We start from the raw sequence: 17759 nt of genomic DNA, 5'->3' as shown, positions 1-17759 counted from the left end.
ATGCGCGAAGAAGATGGGCATTCGTAAGTACAAGCCGACCACATCGGGTCGGCGCGGCTCCAGCGTGGCCGACTTCGTCGAGATCACGCGCGACCACCCGGAGAAGTCGCTGGTGCGGCCGCTCCACTCCAAGGGCGGGCGCAACGGCCACGGCCGCATCACCGCCCGCCACCAGGGCGGCGGCCACAAGCGGGCCTACCGGGTGATCGACTTCCGCCGCCACGACAAGGACGGCGTCCCGGCGAAGGTCGCCCACATCGAGTACGACCCCAACCGCACCGCGCGTATCGCGCTGCTGCACTACGTGGACGGCGAGAAGCGCTACATCCTGGCGCCCGCCGGCCTCAAGCAGGGCAACCGCGTGGAGAACGGTCCCTCCGCGGACATCAAGCCGGGCAACTGCCTCCCGCTGCGCAACATCCCCACGGGTACGTTCGTGCACGCGGTCGAGCTGAAGCCGGGCGGCGGTGCCAAGCTGGGCCGGTCGGCGGGATCGCAGATCCAGCTGCTGGCCAAGGAGGGCAAGTACGCCACGCTGCGCATGCCCTCCGGGGAGATGCGCCAGGTCGAGGTGACCTGCCGGGCCACCGTCGGCCAAGTGGGCAACGCCGAGCAGTCCAACATCCACTGGGGCAAGGCCGGACGCAATCGCTGGCGGGGCAAGCGCCCCCAGGTGCGCGGTGTCGCCATGAACCCGGTGGACCACCCCCTCGGCGGTGGCGAGGGCAAGAGCTCGGGCGGCCGGCACCCCGTCAGCCCGTGGGGCCAGCCCGAGGGGCGCACCCGCAGGCCCAACAAGCCCAGTGACCGGCTCATCGTGCGTCGGCGTAGCAAGAAGAAGCGGTAAGGAGCACGTCCGATGCCACGTAGCCTGAAGAAGGGTCCTTTCGTCGACCACCACCTGATCAAGAAGGTGGAGGACCAGAACGAGAAGGGCACCAAGAACGTCATCAAGACGTGGTCGCGGCGTTCCATGGTCGTTCCCGAGATGATCGGGCACACCATCGCCGTGCACGACGGCCGCAAGCACGTCCCGGTGTTCGTCTCCGAGTCGATGGTCGGTCACAAGCTCGGCGAGTTCGCTCCCACGCGCACTTTCCGGAGCCACGTCAAGGAAGACCGCCGTAGCCGCCGCTAGCGGTTGCTGTAGGAGTTATGAACCGTATTCCCCACGGTGCGTGGGGGTGATTTCCGTGAGCGAGGGAAAAGCGATGGGAACGAGGGCTCAGGCACGGTTCGTCCGTGTTACGCCCCGAAAGGCCCGCCGGGTGGTGGACCTTATTCGCGGCTTGCCTGCTGACGAGGCACAGGCGGTGCTCCGGTTCGCGCCGCAGGCGGCGAGCGAACCGGTGGGCAAGGTGCTCGCGAGCGCCATCGCCAATGCCGAGCACAACGACAAGCTGGACCGCGAGACGCTGGTGGTCGGCGGCGCCTGGGTGGACGAGGGTCCGACCCTGAAGCGCATCCGCCCGCGCGGCTTCGGCCGCGCGTTCCGGGTCACGAAGAGGACGAGCCACATCACCGTGGTCGTTGAGCCGCGTGAGACCGCGGGCGCCTCGTCGGCCAAGACGAAGGAGAGGACCCGATAGTGGGGCAGAAGGTCAACCCGCACGGGTTCCGACTCGGCGTGACCACCGACTACAAGACCCGGTGGTATGCCGACAAGCTGTACAAGGACTACGTCAAGGAAGACGTGGCCATCCGCCGGATGCTGAACCGCGGCATGGAGCGCGCCGGAATCTCCAAGGTGGAGATCGAGCGCACCCGTGAGCGGGTCCGCGTCGACATCCACACCGCCCGGCCGGGCATCGTCATCGGCCGCCGCGGGTCGGAGGCCGACCGCATCCGCGCCGACCTGGAGAAGCTGACCAACAAGAAGCAGGTCCAGCTCAACATCCTCGAGGTCAAGAACCCCGAGACCGACGCTCAGCTCGTCGCTCAGGGTGTGGCGGAGCAGCTGTCCAGCCGAGTCGCGTTCCGTCGGGCCATGCGCAAGGCGATGCAGAGTGCGATGAAGAGCGGCGCCAAGGGCATCCGCATCCAGTGCGGCGGCCGTCTCGGCGGTGCCGAGATGTCGCGTTCGGAGTTCTACCGCGAGGGCCGCGTGCCCCTGCACACGCTCCGTGCCGACATCGACTACGGCTTCTTCGAGGCCCGCACCACCTTCGGCCGCATCGGCGTGAAGGTGTGGATCTACAAGGGCGACGCTCCCGCGACCCGCGCCGAGCGCGAGGCGGCCCAGGCCGCCCAGCGCGCTCCCGGCGGCGGCGGTGGCGGTGGCGGCGGAGGTCAGCGCCGCGAGCGCGCCGGACGCCGCCGTCGCGGCGGCCAGGGCGGCGCTCAGGGCTCGGGTCAGGGCCAGCAGGCCGAGGCCCGGTCGGGCGCTCCGGCCGAGGCCGGCCAGGGCGCGGAGAAGTCCGGGAACGAGGGGAGCTGACCGATGCTGATTCCCCGTAAGATCAAGTACCGCAAGCAGCACCGTCCCGACCTGCGGGGCCGGGCCAAGGGCGGCACGAAGGTCAACTTCGGCGAGTTCGGTATCCAGGCGCTGGGCGCCGGCTACGTCACCAACCGGCAGATCGAGGCCGCGCGTATCGCCATGACGCGGCACATCCGCCGTGGCGGCAAGGTGTGGATCAACATCTTCCCCGACCGCCCCATCACCAAGAAGCCGGCCGAGACCCGCATGGGTTCCGGTAAGGGTTCCCCCGAGTGGTGGGTGGCGCCGGTCAAGCCCGGACGAGTGATGTTCGAGCTGTCGGGTGTGCCGGAGCCGATCGCCAAGGAGGCCATGCGCCGGGCGATGCACAAGCTCCCGATGAGGTGCAAGTTCGTGAAGCGCGAGTGGGAGGCGTGATGGCCAAGACCCTGACCGCCCAAGAGCTGCGCGGCCAGTCCGTCGAGGACCTGGTGAGCAAGCTCAAGGAGGCGAAGGAAGAGCTGTTCAACCTCCGCTTTCAGGCCGCCACCGGGCAGTTGGACAACCACAGCCGGCTGCGCACCGTGAAGCGTGAGATCGCTCGGATCTACACCGTCATGCGCGAGCACGAGCTCGGAATCATGCCGCTGACCGGTGAGTCGGCTGAGGAGACGAAGGAAGCAGCCGAATGAGCGAGACCACGCAGAGCTCCACGCGGAATTACCGCAAGGTGCGCGAGGGCTACGTCGTCAGCGACAAGATGTCCAAGACGGTCGTCGTCGAGGTGGAGGACCGCGTCAAGCACGCGCTTTACGGCAAGGTCATCCGCCGCACGACCAAGTACAAGGCTCACGACGAGGGCGAGACCTGCGGCGTCGGCGACCGGGTGCGCATGATGGAGACCCGGCCGATGTCCGCGACCAAGCGCTGGCGCGTCGTGGAGATCCTGGAGAAGGCCAAGTAACCCCTGACCTGGCGGCCGGTTCGTGGAGATCGGCCGCCCCAGGGGTGTGACCACCTAGCAGCGCGAGGTCTTTCGGGCCGCGCGCATATATCAGGAGCAGACGTGATTCAGCAGGAGTCGCGACTCAAGGTCGCCGATAACACGGGGGCCAAGGAGATCTTGACCATCCGTGTCCTCGGCGGCTCGGGTCGGCGCTACGCGGGCATCGGCGACACAGTTGTGGCGACGGTCAAGGACGCCCTCCCCGCCGCGGGCGTGAGAAAGGGCGATGTCGTCAAGGCCGTTATCGTGCGCACCTCCAAGGAGCGCCGCCGGCCCGACGGCTCCTACATCCGCTTCGATGAGAACGCCGCCGTGCTCATCAAGGACGGTGGGGACCCGCGCGGCACCCGTATCTTCGGCCCGGTCGGGCGTGAGCTGCGGGACAAGAGGTACATGCGCATCATCTCGCTAGCGCCGGAGGTGCTCTAGGCGATGAAGATCAAGAAGGACGACGAGGTCGTCGTCATCGCCGGCAAGGACAAGGGTGCCACCGGGAAGGTCATCAAGGCCCTTCCGCGGGAGGACCGTGTCGTCGTCGAGGGCGTCAACCTCATCAAGAAGCACAAGCGGGCGAATCCGGCGAGCGGCCAGCAGGGCGAGGTCGTGACCAAGGAGGCGCCGATCCACGTGAGCAACGTGTCGATCGTGGAGGACGGCAAGCCCATCCGCGTCGGTTACCGCTTCGAGGAAGACGGAACCAAGGTCCGGGTCTCCCGCCGTACCGGGAAGGACATCTGATGACGGTCGACACCGGCACCTCCGCCCCGGCGATGCCGCGGCTGAAGGAGAAGTACCGCTCGGAGATCATGCCGTCCCTGCGCGAGGAGTTCGGGATCGGCAACATCATGCAGATCCCCGGTCTGACCAAGATCGCGGTGAACATGGGTGTCGGCGACGCCGCGCGCGACGCCAAGCTGATCCAGGGCGCGGTCAACGACCTCTCGGCGATCACCGGCCAGAAGCCGCGCGTCAATCGTGCGAACAAATCCATCGCGCAGTTCAAGCTGCGCGAGGGCATGCCCATCGGCGCCAGCGTCACGCTGCGCGGCGACCGCATGTGGGAGTTCCTCGACCGGCTGCTCTCGCTGGCGCTGCCCCGCATCCGCGACTTCCGCGGGCTCTCGCCCAAGCAGTTCGACGGGCGGGGGAACTACACCTTCGGGCTGACCGAGCAGGTCATGTTCCACGAGATCGACCCCGACAAGGTCGACCGCCAGCGCGGCATGGACATCACGGTCGTCACCTCGGCGACCACCGACGCGGAGGGGCGCAGCCTGCTTCGGCAGCTCGGCTTCCCCTTCAAGGAGTCCTAGGGGAGACCATGGCTAAGAAGGCACTGATCGCCAAGGCGAACCGCAAGCAGAAGTTCGGCGTTCGCGCATATACTCGGTGCTCGCGGTGCGGTCGCGCGCGCGCCGTCTTCCGGAAGTTCGGCCTGTGCCGCATCTGCTTCCGCGAGATGGCCCACCGCGGCGAGCTCCCCGGCATCGCCAAGGCGAGCTGGTAGTAGTCCTCACGCGCCAGTGCCCGGGGTCCGGCGCCGCCAGGCGGCGCGCCCGGCCCCGGGTACCGGCGCGGCCGCCCTGTCGCGGCAGCCGGCCGCGGAGCGGAGAAGTAGGAACCGCGGCCCCGGGCAAGCGCCCCGAGGGCCGTGGAACGCGTACAAGACAAACCGACAGGGCACGGTGCCGTTTGCTCGGCACGGTGCCCATGACCACGCCGTAGGTCCTAGAGGAGCCCGCGCGCCAGGTGCGGGAACAGGTCCGCAAAGGGACGGCCCTGTCCTTGGGGAAACCGCGGTGAGGAAGGGCCTATCGGCCATGACGATGACCGACCCGATCGCAGACATGCTGACACGTCTGCGTAACGCGAATTCGGCCTACCACGACACCGTGGTCATGCCGTATTCCAAGATCAAGGCGCACATCGCCGAGATCCTCCAGCAGGAGGGCTTCGTGCAGAGCTGGAGCAGCGAGGACGCCTCCGTGGGCAAGAGCCTGGTGGTCGAGCTCAAGTACGGGCCGACCCGTGAGCGCTCCATCGCCGGCGTGCGCCGGGTCTCCAAGCCCGGGCTGCGGGTCTACGCGAAGAAGGACAACCTTCCGCGCGTGCTGGGCGGCCTCGGTGTCGCCATCATTTCGACGTCCGGCGGCCTGATGACGGACAAGCAGGCCAAGAAGCGTGGCGTGGGCGGCGAAGTCCTCGCCTACGTCTGGTAGAGGGAGGGATTTCGACATGTCGCGTATTGGTCGACGGCCGATATCGGTTCCCAAAGGCGTCGAGGTCGCCATCGACGGGCAGGACGTCAAAGTCAAGGGGCCGAAGGGCGAACTGAACCACACCGTGGTCGACCCGATCACGATCGACTGGGACGAGGACGGTCAGCTCAGCGTGGACCGCCCCGACGACCACCCGGACAACCGTTCGCTGCACGGTCTCACGCGTGCGCTTGTGCAGAACCTCGTCGAGGGCGTCTCCAACGGCTACACCAAGACCCTGGAGATCCACGGCGTGGGCTACCGCGTCCAGGCCCGCGGGGAGAACCTGGAGTTCTCCCTGGGCTACAGCCACCCGGTCGTGATCGAGCCGCCGGAGGGCATCAGCTTCCGCGTCGAGAAGCCCACCGTGCTGCACGTCGACGGCATCGACAAGCAGCTCGTGGGTCAGGTGGCCGCGAACATCCGCAACTTGCGCAGGCCCGACCCCTACAAGGCGAAGGGCGTGCGCTACCAGGGCGAGCGCATCCGCCGCAAGGCCGGAAAGGCTGGTAAGTAGTCATGGCCAAGTCCACGACGCTGACCCGCAAGGGAACGTCCAAGCGCGCGACCTCCCGTGCGCGTCGCCACCTGCGGGTCCGCAAGAAGATCTCCGGCACGCCGGAGCGTCCCCGCCTGGTCGTGTTCCGTTCCTCCAAGCACATCGTCGCGCAGTTGGTGGACGACACCCGGCACCACACCATGGTGGCGGCCTCCACGGTCGACCACGGCATGCGCGGTGCCGAGGGCACCAAGACGGAGAAATCGCGCAAGGTCGGCGAGCTGCTGGCGGAGCGCGCCACGGCGGCGGGTATCTCCGCGGCCGTCTTCGACCGCGGCGGGTACCGCTATCACGGCCGCGTCGCCGCGCTGGCCGACGGCGCGCGGTCCGGCGGACTGGAGTTCTGATGAACCCGGTCGCAAGCATTTTCACCAACGGGAAGAGGAACCACTGATGGCTGCAGCTCCGCGGCGCGGCGCCGGTGGCGAGCGGCGAGACCGCCGTGACGATCGCCGCGGCGGCGCCGCAGACAAGGGTGTCTCCTATATCGAGAAAGTCGTGACCATCAACCGGGTCGCCAAGGTGGTCAAGGGCGGTCGGCGCTTCAGCTTCACCGCTCTGGTCGTCGTGGGCGACGGCAACGGGATGGTGGGCGTCGGCTACGGGAAGGCCAAAGAGGTCCCGTCGGCCATCGCCAAGGGCGTGGAGACGGCGAAGAAGAACTTCTTCCGCGTCCCGCGCGTCCAGGGCACGATCACGCACCGGGTCCAGGGTGAGGACGCCGCCGGCGTCGTGCTCCTGCGTCCGGCCGCGCCCGGTACCGGTGTCATCGCCGGTGGTCCGGTCCGCGCGGTGCTGGAGTGCGCCGGGATCCACGACGTGCTGAGCAAGTCGCTGGGCTCGTCGAATCCGCTGAACATCGTGCACGCCACCGTCGCCGCGCTCAAGGGCCTGAACCAGCCGGAGGAGATCGCCGCCCGGCGCGGCCTCCCGCTGGAGGACGTCGCTCCGGCCGCCATGCTGCGTGCCCGTGCTGAGGCGAAGGCGGGTAGCTGACATGGCCGGCAAGCTGAAGATCACCCAGGTCCGCTCGAAGATCGGCGGAAATCGGAAGCAGCGCGACGGCCTGCGTTCGCTCGGGCTGCGTAAGATCGGCTCGACTGTGGTGCGTGAGGACAATCGCGCCATCCGCGGGCAGATCGACATCGTCGCGCACCTCGTGAATGTCGAGGAGGTCGACGCATGAGCGACTACACGCCCGACGAGCCGCTCAAGCTGCACCACCTGCGGCCGGCGCCGGGCTCCAACAAGTCCAAGATCCGCAAGGGTCGCGGCGAGGCGTCCAAGGGCAAGACCGCGGGTCGCGGCACCAAGGGCACCAAGGCCCGCTCCACGGTCCCGGCCGGGTTCGAGGGCGGGCAGATGCCGCTGATCAAGCGGGTGCCCAAGCTGAGGGGCTTCAGCAACGCCCGGTTCAAGACGACCTACCAGGTCGTGAACCTGGACAAGCTGGGCGAGCTGTACCCCGAGGGCGGCGAGGTCACCGTCGAGGACCTGGTCGCCAAGGGCGCGGTTCGCAAGAACCAGCTCGTCAAGGTGCTGGGCGAAGGCGAGATCTCGGTGGCCGTGCGGGTCACCGCGGATGCGTTCTCCGCCTCGGCCCGGGACAAGATCACCGCGGCCGGTGGCAGCGTCACCGAGCGGTAGGAATGACCCTCGCATCGCGCCAAGGGGCGCCCGCCGACCGGTCCCAGGGGGACGGGAACCGGCGGGCGCCCCTGCGCGTTGTGCCGCGGGGTGCGGTAAGTTCGGGGGCACTGTCCGCGTGCCACCACCCGGGCACAGGGCGTGACACCGTGTGACCTCGGCGGCCCCTATCCCCCCGCGATTGGCTGTTACAGTGCGATACTGCTTGACCGATGACCTCAGGGTCCCGGGACCATTCCCGGGGCCGACGCTCTACGACGATTCAGGATCGGCCGCGATGTCTGGAACCGGTTCCGCCGCCGAAACCTCGCAGGAGGAGACGTGCTAGGTGCGTTCATCCGTGCGTTCCGCACGCCTGACCTGCGCAACAAGCTGCTGTTCACGCTGTTCATCCTGACCATCTTCCGGCTGGGAGCGGTGATCCCGGCGCCGGGCATCAACTCGGCGGCCATCCGCGAGCAGTTGGAGGCGGTCCAGGCGCAGGACTCCACCGGAGTCTTCACCCTGCTGAACCTGTTCAGCGGCGGCGCACTGTTCCAGCTCGCCGTGTTCGCGCTGGGCATCATGCCCTACATCACCGCGAGCATCATCATCAACCTGCTCACGGTGGTGGTTCCGCGATTGGAGGCCCTCAAGAAGGAGGGCCAGTCCGGGCAGGGCAAGATCACCCAGTACACGCGGTATCTGACCCTGCTGCTGGCGGTCCTGCAGTCTTCCAGCATCGTCGCGATGGCCCGCACCGGGCAGCTGTTCCAGGGCCAGATCCCGGTGAGCAGCTACATGCCCAACCAGGACCCGCTGACCCTGGTGACGATCGTGGTCACGATGACCGCGGGCACCGGCATCATCATGTGGTTCGGCGAGCTGATCACCGAGCGCGGGGTCGGCAACGGCATGTCGCTGCTGATCTTCACCACGGTCATCGCGGGCTTCCCCTCGGCGATGACCACCATGTTCCAGGAGCAGGAGGCCTGGGTCTTCGGCCTCATCTGCGTCGCCGGTCTGGTGCTCATCACGGGTGTCGTCTTCATCGAGCAGGCGCAGCGCCGCATCCCGGTGCAGTACGCCAAGCGGATGGTCGGCCGGCGGATGTACGGCGGCAGCTCCACCTACATCCCGCTGAAGGTGAACCAGGCGGGTATTATCCCGGTCATCTTCGCCTCGTCGCTGCTGTACCTGCCCCAGTTGGCCGTGGGTCTGATGGGCCAGGACGCCGACAACCCGGTCGCCGACTTCATCAACAGCTACTTCATCACGGGCACCAGCCCGCTCTACATGGCCACGTTCTTCGTGCTGATCGTGGGCTTCGCGTTCTTCTACGTGGCCATCACCTTCAACCCCGCTGAAGTCGCCGACAACATGAAGAAGTACGGTGGGTTCATCCCGGGTATCCGGCCTGGGCGTCCGACCGCCGAGTACCTCGACTTCGTGCTGACCCGGCTGACGACTCCCGGTTCGCTTTACCTCGGGCTGATCGCTCTGCTGCCGATGATCGCGCTGGGGGCCTCCGGCGCGGGCCAGAACTTCCCGTTCGGCGGTACGAGCATCCTGATCATGGTCGGTGTCGGGCTGGACACGGTGAAGCAGATCGAGAGTCACCTCCAGCAGCGGAACTACGAAGGTTTCTTGCGATAGTGCGTGCCGTATTGGTGGGACCCCCGGGAGCCGGAAAAGGCACCCAGGCCCAGATCTTGGCGTCCGAAATGTCGATTCCGAAGGTGTCCACCGGCGACATCTTCCGTGCCAACGTCAGCGGTGGCACCGAGCTGGGAAAGCAGGCGAAGGCCTACATGGATCGGGGTGACCTGGTCCCCGACGAGGTCACCAACGCCATGGTGCGCGACCGGCTCGGGCAGGAGGACGCCAAGGACGGCTTCCTGCTCGACGGTTTCCCGCGCAACGTCGCCCAGGCGGAGGCGCTGAACAAGATCCTGGACGACCTGGGCGGGCGGCTCGACGCCGTGCTCGAACTCAGGGTCGACCAGGAGGAGGTCGTCAAGCGCCTCTCCGGCCGCCGCCAGTGCCGCAACTGCAACGCCGTCCACCACGTGGACTTCGAGCCGCCCGCGGCCGAGGGCGTGTGCGACACCTGCGGCGGAGAGCTGTTCCAGCGCGAGGACGACCGCGAGGAGGTCGTCCGTCACCGGCTGGACGTCTACCGCGAGCAGACCGAGCCGCTCGTCTCGTTCTACGAGGGCGAGGGCATCCTGGTGGCCATCGAGGCCACCGGAAGCGTCGACGAGGTCACCGAGCGGGCCAAGGCCGCGCTGCGAAGCGGCGCGTGATGTTCCGCAAGAACGAGCCGGCGGTGCAGATCAAGACGCCGGCCGAGATCTCCAGGATGCGCGAAGCGGGCAAGGTGGTGGCGCGCACGCTGGATGCGCTGCGCGCCGCCGTCGAGCCCGGAATGAGCACCCTGGATCTCGACGCGATCGCCGAGGCCCGCATCCGCGACGCGGGTGCGGTGCCCTCGTTCAAGGGCTACTACGGGTTCACCGGCTCCATCTGCGCGTCGGTGAACGACGAGGTCGTGCACGGTATCCCGCGCGCCGACAAGGTGCTGGCCGAGGGCGACATCATCTCCATCGACTGCGGGGCCGTGCTGGACGGCTGGCACGGCGACTCCGCCGTCACGATGCCCGTCGGCACGCCGCGTGCCCAGGACCTGCGGCTCATGGAGGTCTGCGAGGAGTCCATGTGGCGGGGGATCGCCGAGCTGCGGCCCGGCAACCACCTGGGCGACATCGGGGCCGCGATCGACGGATCCATGCGCTCCGCCGGGCGCTTCGGCAACGTCCAGGAGTACGGCGGCCACGGCATCGGCACCGAGATGCACATGGACCCGCACGTGCTCAACTACGGCAAGCGCGGCAAGGGCCAGGAGCTCGTCGAAGGCATGTGCCTGGCGATCGAGCCGATGGCCAACGCCGGCACGCGCCACGTCGTGCAGCTGGAGGACGGCTGGACGGTCGTCACCCGCGACGCCGAGCGCTCCGCGCACTTCGAACACTCGGTGGCCATCACGGCCGAGGGGCCGCTGGTGCTCACCGCCCGCGAGGAGAACCGGGAGCGGATCGCCCGGCTCGGGTTCCCCGACCCCGGCTTCCAATAGCCGCCTGCAGCCCGGTTCCGCGCCGGATGGCGGGCGGGGTCGGCGGCGCCGCGGCCGACCGCGGCGCGGCCGCGGTCCCTGCCGGGTCGCCTACGATAGGCGTGCGGGCGGGCGCCCGCGCTTGTGCAGCAGCCTAAGGAGAGTGGGCGATGTCGGAGTCCTCACCACCGATCCGGGCTTCGGACGCCGACCGCGACCGCGTGGCCAAGTTCCTGCAGCAGCACTTCGCCGACGGCCGCCTGGACAACGACGAGTTCACCACCCGTCTGGAGAACGCCTACAACGCGCGGACCCGCGGGGAGTTGGAACCGCTGACCGCCGACCTGCCCGAGCGCGACCTCGCCGCACTGGCAGCGGAGCCGCCGAAGCCGCCGCCTCCGCCGCTGGGTGCCGACGGGGGTCTCTTGGGCCTCCTGCGCGATCCGGCGCTGGCCATCCCCTGGGGACTGTGGGGCGGCGTCAACCTGCTGTGCTTCACGATCTGGCTGATCCTGTTCCTCACCGGCGCCAGCGACGGCTACCCGTGGTTTCTGTGGGTGCTCGGCCCGTGGGGTATCGTGATGGTGTTCATCACCCTTGCACTTGCGGCCGCCAACCGCGGCGGTCCGCAGACCGGGGGACGCTAGCGCCTCCGGCCTCGCGCGCTCCGGTGCCGGCGGCCGCGTCGGCGGCCGCTGTGTCGGCAGCACCTGCGCGAGCGGGGTAGAATGGCTATGCCCACACTCGGGCTGTTGGGTCGGGCTGCCCGCCAGCGCTCGCGTCCGCTCGCCGCCGTGCCGTGCTGTCGCAGTCGACCTGATTTCTCAGTGTTCGCTATCGCTTCAGCAGTGCCCGGGCGCAGTGCTCGGGTCATTCCGTATGTTCCCCGCTTCCAGCGGGGATGGTCCCGGTGGAGGATATGGCTAAGAAAGACGGCGCCATCGAAATCGAGGGCTCCGTTATCGAGTCCCTACCCAACGCTATGTTCCGAGTGGAGCTCGACAACGGGCACAAGGTGCTTGCCCACATCAGCGGCAAGATGCGGATGCACTACATCCGCATCCTCCCCGACGACCGCGTCGTCGTGGAGCTGAGCCCGTACGACCTCACGCGCGGGCGCATCGTTTATCGGTACAAGTAGTCCGCCACCGTCGCCGGGTCACCGGCGGTCGCAGTGACGTACGAGTTCCAGGAGTCCGGAGCCACCATGAAGGTCAAGCCGAGCGTCAAGAAGATCTGCGCGAAGTGCCGGGTGATCCGTCGCCACGGCACGATCATGGTCATCTGCTCGGACCCGCGCCACAAGCAGCGCCAGGGCTGAGCGCCCCCGCGGCTTCGCGCAGGTTTCTCCGCGCAGTGCACTGACGACGCTTCCAGCCCCGCGGTCAGCCGCGGCGGCCAACCGACAGTCCTGTCCCGATCCCCTCACCTGAGAGGGGAGAACCCCCGGTCGGAGGCCGGGGCCTCGTCGATGGGCGACGAGAGGGTGGGACGGGGACAACCTCCGCAGAGACAGTTGAGGAGATCGCCCATATGGCACGCATCGCCGGCGTCGACCTCCCCCGCGACAAGCGGGTGGAGATCGCCCTTACCTACGTCTACGGGATCGGCCGCACCCGCGCCGTCGAGACCGTCCAGAACACCGGCGTCAGCGCCGAGACCCGCGTCCACAGCCTGAGCGAGGACGACCTCGTCAAGCTGCGCGAGTGGATCGACGCCAACTACCAGGTCGAGGGCGACCTGCGGCGCGAGGTGCAGGCCGACATCCGCCGCAAGATGGAGATCGGCAGCTACGAGGGCATCCGCCACCGCCGCGGCCTGCCGGTCCACGGCCAGCGCACGCAGACCAACGCGCGCACCCGCAAGGGCAAGAAGAAGACCGTGGCCGGCAAGAAGAAGGTCGGCAAGAAGTAAGTAGCCGTTGCCGCCGCCCGGGCGCCGCGGAGCGCGCAGGCGCCCGGACGTGAAGACCGCAACGGACCGATGATCTTGGGAGTTTTCAGCTATGCCGCCTAAGGGCCGTCAGAGCACTGCACGCAAGGTGCGCCGCAAGGAAAAGAAGAATATTTCCCATGGACATGCTCACATCAAGAGCACGTTCAACAACACGATCGTGAGCATCACCGACCCCGCCGGTGCGGTGATCTCGTGGGCGAGCTCCGGCCAGGTCGGGTTCAAGGGGTCCCGCAAGTCCACCCCCTTCGCCGCGCAGATGGCCGCTGAGGCCGCGGCGCGCCGTGCCCAGGAGCACGGCATGCGCAAGGTCGACGTCTTCGTGAAGGGTCCCGGCTCCGGCCGCGAGACCGCGATCCGCTCCCTCACGGCCACCGGCCTGGAGGTCGGCTCCATCCAGGACGTCACGCCGGTGCCGCACAACGGCTGCCGTCCGCCCAAGCGCCGCCGGGTCTAAGAGCGGCGCGCAGCCGCGCTGCCTTTCGCGTCCCACGAGGGTGCGCAACGGGCAGGGCAGATCGGGCCCCGCGACCGCGGGGCCGTCCAGTGGCCGTCATATAGCGGGCGGCCCGGGGAAAGGAATCATCCGCCATGTTGATCGCTCAGCGTCCGACGCTCTCCGAGGAGTCCCTCGGCGAGTTCCGCTCCAAGTTCGTCGTCGAACCGCTGGAGCCGGGATTCGGTTACACGATCGGCAACTCGCTTCGCCGCACTCTGCTGTCCTCCATTCCGGGGGCAGCGGTCACCAGCATCCGCATCGAGGGCGTCGAGCACGAGTTCACCACCGTGCCCGGCGTCAAGGAGGATGTCACCGAGCTCATCCTCAACCTCAAGGGCCTGGTCATCAGTTCCGAGCACGACGAGCCGGTGCTGATGTACCTGCGCAAGCAGGGCCCGGGTGTGGTCACCGCCGCCGACATCGCTCCGCCGGCGGGTGTCGAGGTGCACAACCCCGACCTGCACATCGCGACCCTGAACGGCAAGGGCAAGCTGGAGATGGAGCTGACGGTCGAGCGCGGCCGCGGCTACGTCTCGGCGACGCAGAACAAGCAGCAGGGCCAGGAGATCGGTCGCATCCCGGTCGACTCGATCTACTCGCCGGTGCTGCGGGTCACCTACAAGGTCGAGGCCACGCGTGTCGAGCAGCGCACCGACTTCGACCGGCTGATCGTCGACATCGAGACCAAGCCGAGCATCCGTCCGCGCGACGCCGTCGCCAGTGCGGGCAAGACCCTGGTCGAGCTGTTCGGCCTGGCGCGCGAGCTCAACGTCGACGCCGAGGGCATCGACATGGGCCCGTCGCCGACGGACGCCGCCCTGGCCGCCGATCTGGCCCTGCCCATCGAGGACCTCAACCTCACGGTCCGGTCCTACAACTGCCTCAAGCGCGAGGGCATCCACAGCGTCGGCGAGCTCGTCGCCCGCTCCGAGCAGGACCTTCTCGATATAAGGAATTTCGGCGCGAAGTCCATCGAAGAGGTCAAGCAGAAGCTCATCGACATGGGCCTGTCCCTGAAGGACTCCCCGCCCGGATTCGACCCGAGCACCGCGGCCGACTCCTACGGCTCCGAGGACGAGGACGAGGCCTTCGTCGAGACCGAGCAGTACTAGGCCCTTCTGCGCGCCGAGGTACTGACAAGCCTTCGTAACTGGTCCCCTGCCCGCCTCCGCGGTGGGCGGGGGACCGCACCACTAGGAGAACGAGACCATGCCCACGCCGACCAAGGGACCCCGCCTGGGGGCCGGTCCGACACATGAGCGGCACTTGCTGGCGCAGTTGGCGACCGCGCTGTTCCAGCACGGTCAGATCAAGACCACCCAGGCCAAGGCCAAGCGGCTGCGTCCCTACGCCGAGAAGCTCATCACCCTGGGCAAGCGCGGCGACCTGCACGCCCGGCGCCAGGTGCTCACCAAGATCACGGACAAGGCCGTGGTGCACGAGCTGTTCACCGAGATCGGCCCGCGCTACGAGAACCGGCCCGGCGGCTACACCCGCATCACCAAGATCGGGCCCCGCAAGGGCGACAACGCCCCCATGGCCGTGATCGAGCTGGTCGAGGCCGGCCCGGCGACCCCGCCGGCCGCCCGTCGGCCGCAGACCGCCGAGGCGGCCGCGGCTCCCGCCGAGGAGCCCACCGCCGAAGAGCCGGTCCAGGCCGAGCAGGCCGCCCGCAGCGAGCAGGCCGAGGGCGAAGCGGAGGCCTCCGCCGAGTCCGCCGAGTCCGCGGAGTCCGCAGAGGGCAAGCCCGACGAGAAGTAGCCGCGCCCGCGGTCGGCGCGGTCGGCCGCGGTACGGCGGCGAGGTGCCCGGTCCCCGAGGGGGTCGGGCACCTGCGTGTTTCAGGGAGGGGGCTGGAGCGGGGTGGCCGACGGTGCGCCGGTCCGGCTGCGGCTGGACATCGCCTACGACGGGACGGACTTCTCCGGTTGGGCCGAGCAGCCCGGCCGACGCACGGTTCAAGGGGAGCTGCAGGCGGCGCTGAGCCGCGTTCTGCGGCTTGAGGCGCGGCAGGCGCGTCTGACAGTCGCGGGACGCACCGACGCGGGCGTCCACGCCCGCGGACAGGTCGCCCACCTCGACGTGCACGAAGAGGTGGCCCGAGCCGAGGGACCCGAGCGGCTGCTGCGCCGCCTGGCGGGCGTCCTGCCGCCCGACGTACGGGTGCACGGTGTCAGCACCGCGCCGGAGGGCTTCGACGCGCGGTTCTCGCCGCTGTTCCGCCGCTACATCTACCGGGTCGGCGACGCCCCCGGCGGCGTGGATCCGCTGCGCCGCCGCGACGTGCTGTGGCACCGGCGGCCGCTCGACGTCGCGGCGATGAACCGGGCCGCCGCCGGGCTGATGGGCGAGCACGACTTCGCCGCCTACTGCCGCCGGCGCGAGGGCGCGACCACCGTGCGCGAACTGCAGCGCCTGGAGTGGCGCACCGACGACGAGCACCTGCACGCGGCCACGGTCCAGGCCGACGCCTTCTGCCACAACATGGTGCGGGCCCTGGTCGGCGCGATGCTGGCGGTGGGTGAGAGCCGCCGCGGCGACGACTGGCCCGCCGCGGTGCTGGCGGCCGGAGTGCGCGACTCGGGCGTGCACGTGGTGGCGCCGCACGGCCTCACGCTGGAGGAGGTCCGTTACCCGCCCCCGGAGCAGATGGCCGCCCGCGCGGCCACCACTCGCAGGGTCCGCACCCGTTGATCCTGCCTGTATAGGGCGCCCGGCGGGGCGGGTGCTCGCCGGTGGCCCGTCTGGCGGAGGCGCCCCCGGTCCGCTAAGCGGCCATGTCGGTCTGCCGGGTGGCGGGGTGGTCTTGGCTGAGAAGCGGCGGCGACGGTGGCGGATGGCTGGGCCTGCGGTCGTCGGTTCGGGTGCTCGCCGGTGGCGCGCGCGACGGGGCGGGTCGGGGTGGCTGTGCGGCCTTGTGGTCTGCCGGGTGGCGGGGTGGTCTTGCTGCCGGGCGGCGGGTCGCCTGACGGCGAACGACGGGCAGCGAGCACGGCGGATGGCTGGGCCTGCGGTCGTCGGGTCGGGTGCTCGCCGGTGGACCACCCGACGGGGGCGGCGAGGAGGCCGGGGAGCCGGGAGGCGCTCGCGTGCCCGTTATGTCGCAGGGCAGCGTGGCGATCGTGCCCGTATGACGAAATCCAGCGGCGTTTGTTGGGAATTTGGCCACAATCGCCGCGGCCGACTGCGGGACATCGGACATAGCGGGCGCGGGGGCGGGGAGGCGCCGCCGCCGTGTCAGCAAGGCCGCCCAGGGGACCGGGGCCGCCCCCGGCCGCACCCGCCACCGGCGAGCACCGGGTGTGTTGACCGCGGGCCGGACCCTGCGCCGTCCTCGGTGCCCGTCGTTCTCCGTCAAGCGACCCGTTTCCCGGCAGGCCAGCAAGGCCGCCCAGTGGACCCGAGCCGCCTCCCGGGCGCCGCAGGCGTCGAAAGAAGTCGGACCCGCTCGACTAAACGGCCTCGCCCAGCGAGCCGAGCGGAACGTCCAGGAAGCCCTCGCTGATCTCGGCCATCTCCTCGGTGCGGTTTTCGTTGACGCGTCCGTCGCTGGCCGCGGCCAGGGAGAACACCAGGTAGGGGCCCCAGCGCGCGCCCGAACCGTGGCCGCCGGCGACGTCCATGCGCTCGGCGCCGCTGCCGTCCTCGCCCTGCAGGCCCGCGAACCACTTCGCGGAGCCGAGTTCCTGGGCGCGCTCGGCCGCTTGCGCCTCCTCGGGGCTGCCCATGGCCGCGATCCCGACCGTGACGGCCCTCGATTTCTCCTCGCCGACGTAGGTCGCCCGCACGATCTGCCGGCAGTTGTTGTCGGTGAGGACGCCGCCGTAGCCGCCGTGGGCGGCGGTCGGGCACTCGTCGGTGTCGTCGGTGGTGCTCAGCGTGTAGGACGTGCCGGCGACGTCGACCGAGTTGGGGAAGAGGTCACCGGTCTCCAGCTCCGCAGGGGTGTCGGGGGCTTCCCCCGCGGCCAGGTCGGCGTCCGTTCCGGCGCCGCTGGTCGCGACGACGAACGCGCCTCCGCCGCCCAGCACGAGGATCGCGACGAAACCCGCCACGAGCAGCAGCGGGCTGGGCATGGCCCGGCGTCCCCCGCCGTCGTCGTCCATCTCCGAGAGGTCGATCTCGGCCGTGCTCGATCCACCCGAGCCCGCACGGGAGTCGTCGCGGAACATCGGGCGACCGCCGAACTCGTCGTCGACCCGGTTGCCGGCATGGGTGGAGCCGTCCTCGCCGACGGCGTTCATGTTCTGCGTGGAGGCGCCGGCGTCCGGTGGGAAGTAGGGCTCCTCCTCGACACCGTGGGGCGTGGGCGTGCCCGGCGTCATGA

29 protein-coding genes are annotated in these 17759 nt (G+C 69.2%); 28 read left to right on the top strand and 1 reads right to left on the bottom strand.

Annotated features, from left to right (window positions below; all coding sequences use genetic code 11):
• Positions 1-13 precede the first annotated feature (13 nt).
• The 28 genes from rplB (at position 14) to truA (ending at position 16126) form a co-directional block, all read left to right on the top strand.
• A complete protein-coding gene (rplB, locus tag EKD16_RS20520; protein ID WP_131100466.1) occupies positions 14-847 on the top strand; it encodes a 50S ribosomal protein L2 in 834 nt (277 codons plus the stop codon).
• A gap of 12 nt (positions 848-859) precedes the next feature.
• Positions 860-1138 carry a 30S ribosomal protein S19 gene (rpsS, locus tag EKD16_RS20515; protein ID WP_131100462.1) on the top strand — a complete coding sequence of 93 codons (279 nt, stop codon included), beginning with the start codon at positions 860-862 and terminating at the stop codon, positions 1136-1138.
• A 73-nt stretch (positions 1139-1211) separates the two neighbouring features.
• Positions 1212-1589, top strand: a complete 378-nt coding sequence (gene rplV / locus EKD16_RS20510; protein ID WP_131102825.1) for a 50S ribosomal protein L22 — start codon at positions 1212-1214, stop codon at positions 1587-1589.
• Positions 1589-2437: a 30S ribosomal protein S3 gene (gene rpsC, locus EKD16_RS20505; protein ID WP_131100459.1), complete on the top strand. Its 849-nt coding sequence runs from the start codon at positions 1589-1591 to the stop codon at positions 2435-2437. The genes rplV and rpsC overlap by 1 nt, the downstream gene beginning before the upstream one ends.
• 3 nt (positions 2438-2440) lie before the next feature.
• Positions 2441-2857 carry a 50S ribosomal protein L16 gene (gene rplP, locus EKD16_RS20500; RefSeq protein ID WP_131100456.1) on the top strand — a complete coding sequence of 139 codons (417 nt, stop codon included), beginning with the start codon at positions 2441-2443 and terminating at the stop codon, positions 2855-2857.
• Positions 2857-3111 carry a 50S ribosomal protein L29 gene (gene rpmC, locus EKD16_RS20495; protein ID WP_131100453.1) on the top strand — a complete coding sequence of 85 codons (255 nt, stop codon included), beginning with the start codon at positions 2857-2859 and terminating at the stop codon, positions 3109-3111. Before rplP ends, rpmC begins: the two co-directional genes overlap by 1 nt.
• Positions 3108-3383 carry a 30S ribosomal protein S17 gene (gene rpsQ / locus EKD16_RS20490; RefSeq protein ID WP_131100450.1) on the top strand — a complete coding sequence of 92 codons (276 nt, stop codon included), beginning with the start codon at positions 3108-3110 and terminating at the stop codon, positions 3381-3383. Before rpmC ends, rpsQ begins: the two co-directional genes overlap by 4 nt.
• Before the next feature lie 102 nt (positions 3384-3485).
• Positions 3486-3854, top strand: coding sequence for a 50S ribosomal protein L14 (gene rplN, locus EKD16_RS20485; RefSeq protein ID WP_131100448.1), 369 nt, complete (start codon positions 3486-3488; stop codon positions 3852-3854).
• 3 nt (positions 3855-3857) lie between these two features.
• Positions 3858-4163, top strand: coding sequence for a 50S ribosomal protein L24 (gene rplX, locus EKD16_RS20480; protein WP_131100445.1), 306 nt, complete (start codon positions 3858-3860; stop codon positions 4161-4163).
• A complete protein-coding gene (gene rplE, locus EKD16_RS20475) occupies positions 4163-4738 on the top strand; it encodes a 50S ribosomal protein L5 (RefSeq protein WP_131100442.1) in 576 nt (191 codons plus the stop codon). The genes rplX and rplE overlap by 1 nt, the downstream gene beginning before the upstream one ends.
• Positions 4739-4746: 8 nt before the next feature.
• On the top strand, positions 4747-4932 hold the full coding sequence (locus EKD16_RS20470) for a type Z 30S ribosomal protein S14 (RefSeq protein WP_131100439.1): 186 nt from the start codon (positions 4747-4749) through the stop codon (positions 4930-4932).
• A 313-nt stretch (positions 4933-5245) separates the two neighbouring features.
• A complete protein-coding gene (gene rpsH / locus EKD16_RS20465) occupies positions 5246-5644 on the top strand; it encodes a 30S ribosomal protein S8 (protein WP_131102824.1) in 399 nt (132 codons plus the stop codon).
• A gap of 16 nt (positions 5645-5660) precedes the next feature.
• Positions 5661-6200, top strand: a complete 540-nt coding sequence (rplF, locus tag EKD16_RS20460; RefSeq protein ID WP_131100436.1) for a 50S ribosomal protein L6 — start codon at positions 5661-5663, stop codon at positions 6198-6200.
• A gap of 2 nt (positions 6201-6202) precedes the next feature.
• Positions 6203-6589 (top strand): 50S ribosomal protein L18, encoded by a 387-nt coding sequence (gene rplR / locus EKD16_RS20455; RefSeq protein WP_131100433.1) that lies wholly within the window; start codon positions 6203-6205, stop codon positions 6587-6589.
• Between the two features lie 46 nt (positions 6590-6635).
• Entirely contained in the window at positions 6636-7238 is a 603-nt protein-coding gene (gene rpsE, locus EKD16_RS20450; protein ID WP_131100429.1) for a 30S ribosomal protein S5, read from the top strand.
• A gap of 1 nt (position 7239) precedes the next feature.
• Positions 7240-7428 carry a 50S ribosomal protein L30 gene (rpmD, locus tag EKD16_RS20445; protein WP_131100426.1) on the top strand — a complete coding sequence of 63 codons (189 nt, stop codon included), beginning with the start codon at positions 7240-7242 and terminating at the stop codon, positions 7426-7428.
• Positions 7425-7889 (top strand): 50S ribosomal protein L15, encoded by a 465-nt coding sequence (rplO, locus tag EKD16_RS20440; protein WP_131100423.1) that lies wholly within the window; start codon positions 7425-7427, stop codon positions 7887-7889. The genes rpmD and rplO overlap by 4 nt, the downstream gene beginning before the upstream one ends.
• A 321-nt stretch (positions 7890-8210) precedes the next feature.
• A complete protein-coding gene (gene secY, locus EKD16_RS20435; protein ID WP_131100420.1) occupies positions 8211-9524 on the top strand; it encodes a preprotein translocase subunit SecY in 1314 nt (437 codons plus the stop codon).
• Positions 9524-10174, top strand: coding sequence for an adenylate kinase (locus tag EKD16_RS20430; protein ID WP_131100417.1), 651 nt, complete (start codon positions 9524-9526; stop codon positions 10172-10174). Before secY ends, EKD16_RS20430 begins: the two co-directional genes overlap by 1 nt.
• Positions 10174-11001: a type I methionyl aminopeptidase gene (gene map / locus EKD16_RS20425; protein WP_131100413.1), complete on the top strand. Its 828-nt coding sequence runs from the start codon at positions 10174-10176 to the stop codon at positions 10999-11001. Before EKD16_RS20430 ends, map begins: the two co-directional genes overlap by 1 nt.
• A 149-nt stretch (positions 11002-11150) precedes the next feature.
• Positions 11151-11627, top strand: coding sequence for a DUF1707 SHOCT-like domain-containing protein (locus EKD16_RS20420; RefSeq protein ID WP_131100409.1), 477 nt, complete (start codon positions 11151-11153; stop codon positions 11625-11627).
• Between the two features lie 272 nt (positions 11628-11899).
• The gene (gene infA / locus EKD16_RS20415) at positions 11900-12121 is read left to right on the top strand and encodes a translation initiation factor IF-1 (RefSeq protein ID WP_017593374.1); all 222 of its coding nucleotides are present in this window, start codon (positions 11900-11902) and stop codon (positions 12119-12121) included.
• A gap of 66 nt (positions 12122-12187) precedes the next feature.
• Entirely contained in the window at positions 12188-12301 is a 114-nt protein-coding gene (gene rpmJ, locus EKD16_RS20410; protein ID WP_040274893.1) for a 50S ribosomal protein L36, read from the top strand.
• 212 nt (positions 12302-12513) lie between these two features.
• Complete coding sequence (gene rpsM, locus EKD16_RS20405; RefSeq protein ID WP_131100407.1) at positions 12514-12894, top strand: 30S ribosomal protein S13; 381 nt, start codon at positions 12514-12516, stop codon at positions 12892-12894.
• A gap of 91 nt (positions 12895-12985) precedes the next feature.
• The gene (gene rpsK / locus EKD16_RS20400; RefSeq protein WP_131100404.1) at positions 12986-13390 is read left to right on the top strand and encodes a 30S ribosomal protein S11; all 405 of its coding nucleotides are present in this window, start codon (positions 12986-12988) and stop codon (positions 13388-13390) included.
• Between the two features lie 134 nt (positions 13391-13524).
• Positions 13525-14544 (top strand): DNA-directed RNA polymerase subunit alpha, encoded by a 1020-nt coding sequence (locus EKD16_RS20395; RefSeq protein ID WP_131100402.1) that lies wholly within the window; start codon positions 13525-13527, stop codon positions 14542-14544.
• A 97-nt stretch (positions 14545-14641) separates the two neighbouring features.
• Positions 14642-15193 carry a 50S ribosomal protein L17 gene (rplQ, locus tag EKD16_RS20390; protein WP_131100399.1) on the top strand — a complete coding sequence of 184 codons (552 nt, stop codon included), beginning with the start codon at positions 14642-14644 and terminating at the stop codon, positions 15191-15193.
• 102 nt (positions 15194-15295) lie between these two features.
• On the top strand, positions 15296-16126 hold the full coding sequence (gene truA, locus EKD16_RS20385) for a tRNA pseudouridine(38-40) synthase TruA (RefSeq protein ID WP_131100396.1): 831 nt from the start codon (positions 15296-15298) through the stop codon (positions 16124-16126).
• A gap of 758 nt (positions 16127-16884) precedes the next feature.
• Here the strand turns inward: truA and EKD16_RS20380 are convergent.
• Positions 16885-17757 (bottom strand): hypothetical protein, encoded by an 873-nt coding sequence (locus EKD16_RS20380; RefSeq protein ID WP_131100393.1) that lies wholly within the window; start codon positions 17755-17757, stop codon positions 16885-16887.
• Between the last annotated feature and the right edge of the window lie 2 nt (positions 17758-17759).

This window comes from Streptomonospora litoralis (assembly GCF_004323735.1).
GTDB classification, from domain to species: Bacteria; Actinomycetota; Actinomycetes; order Streptosporangiales; family Streptosporangiaceae; genus Streptomonospora; species Streptomonospora litoralis.
This window is presented reverse-complemented; position numbering and strand designations above follow the sequence as displayed.